The organism is Pedobacter sp. 01N416 (assembly GCF_056399685.1).
This window is the reverse complement of sequence record NZ_JBFTRT010000769.1, coordinates 1-1,854: the sequence shown is the minus strand read 5'-3', so window position 1 is coordinate 1,854 and position 1,854 is coordinate 1. Positions and strand designations below refer to the sequence as shown.

Sequence of the window (1,854 nt, the reverse complement as noted above, 5' to 3'; positions counted from 1 at the left end):
CTCTTGTTGATTAATAGGCAAAATAGTTCCGTGCCTTGGGTGAAAATCCATGGCAATATCTTGATCCACTACACTAAAATTTGCCAGATCTTTACTTTTGGTAAACTGATAGCGGCCTTTCATATATACATCGTACATCAGGATATATTCGTCGCTATGATTCAGTTTAAAAACACCAGCTCCTTCTACAGCCTCTTTTGTCTGTTGTAAATATTTATCCTGCTGCACATAACCTGTGGTGAGTTGATGGGAAACCGCTTTTTTTATGCCATTGCCATTTCCTTCTGTTTTAAAGAATAAATTGTATTTCCCTTTATCGTAAATAATGTCGCCATCAATACAAGAACCATTGGTTGGGCTAAAAAAGAGCTGTTTTGGGGCTGTTTCCAAATCTGTAAAATCAGCATTGGCGTAAGCATAATAAATTTTATCAGGCTCCTCGCCATGCTTCATCGACCAATAAACCATATATTTTTTGGCTGTTTTATCGTAAATGGTCTGTGGAGCCCAAACACGTAGCAGATTTTCGTTATTTGGAAAACGTTTTTGAATATTAACAACTGACGATGTCCAATGGATCAGATCATTTGATTTAAGCAATACCATTGCCCTGTTCGAATTCCAGCCATTGGCCGAAACCATATCGGTAGCCACCATGTAAAAGGTTTTGCCATCCTCGCCACGCAAAATATGTGGATCGCGTATACCTCCGGTACTGCTGATTTTTTCGGAAGAAATGATTGGATTATTATTGTTTAATGCCTTGTAATGGTAAGCATCGGTGCTCACCGCAAAACGGATCGCTTCTTCTGCTTTAGCGTTTCCGGTAAAATAGGCAAATAAATACGCTGTTTTTTCTTTGGGTACCTTAGCTGTTTTTTTGCTTTGTGCCTCTACCAGATTTATTGATAACAAGAACAAAACAACAAGTAGAGAAAAGTTATATTTTATAATGGAATGTTTCATTTTAAGGTTAATTCATTATTTATTTTCTGGTTTCCAATCTAGGGTCTGCACTATTGTGAGTGGCTGGTTAGCCTTTCCTTCTCCATCTACCTGGGTAACATGCTGCAGAAACAGGCTCAAAATCCCTTTGCTTTTCCAAAGTTCGGTATCATAACTGGGTTCCCAATCGCCAAGGCTTTTTTGAGTAAGATCTTCAACCTTCCAATTTCCTGATCCGAGCTCACCATTCAAAGCAATTGAAACCTTATTACCTCGTTCAGCATCCCTAAACAACAATCCCGCAGCATAATATTTTCCATTTGGCCAAACGATAATCTGTGGCCGCGAAATCGGAATCTGTTTGGTACCTCCTCCACTTAAACTAAAAGCCGTTTTTCTAAAGTTAAGGTTGCTTACTTCCCAATGGTCGTCTGTTTTAAAAACCAGGTGATATTGTGGTATGGTTTCGTTCGTATCGCGCCAATAACCTGCAATAAATACCTTGCCTTTGGCATCGGCAAACATCGATGTCTGATTAATCAGCTCGCTTTTTTGCGGGATTTTAAGCGCATATTCTGCATTGGTGGCAGTAATGGGAAGACTATATTTTTCATTGGTAGATTTTAACCAGGTTAAACCTCCATCGGTTGATTTGGCATAACATAAATCATGGTTACTGGCTACATCAGGGCTTTCGCGCCACACCCACGACAAATGGATGGTTCCAACCTGATCTATAGCTACCTGCCAATATGCATTTCGCTGTCCTTCGCCATCGATCATCCCATCCTGTATACGTGTCCATTTTTTGGTCTTCAGACTATAACGGTTTATCATCAGGTTTCCGTTTCCAGAGCCACCATCGCGGTAAAAAAATAAGAGATCGCCGTTTGCCAGCTTATAAAACTC

At 39.9% G+C, this 1,854-nt stretch carries 2 protein-coding genes; both read right to left on the bottom strand.

Annotated elements, in window-relative coordinates; genetic code table 11:
• A partial coding sequence (locus tag AC1DND_RS26950) for a glycoside hydrolase family 43 protein (RefSeq protein ID WP_477585811.1) occupies nt 1-966 on the bottom strand: 966 nt, incomplete at its 3' end.
• 15 nt (nt 967-981) lie between these two features.
• On the bottom strand, nt 982-1,854 hold an 873-nt coding region (locus AC1DND_RS26945), incomplete at its 5' end, for a BNR repeat-containing protein (RefSeq protein WP_477585809.1).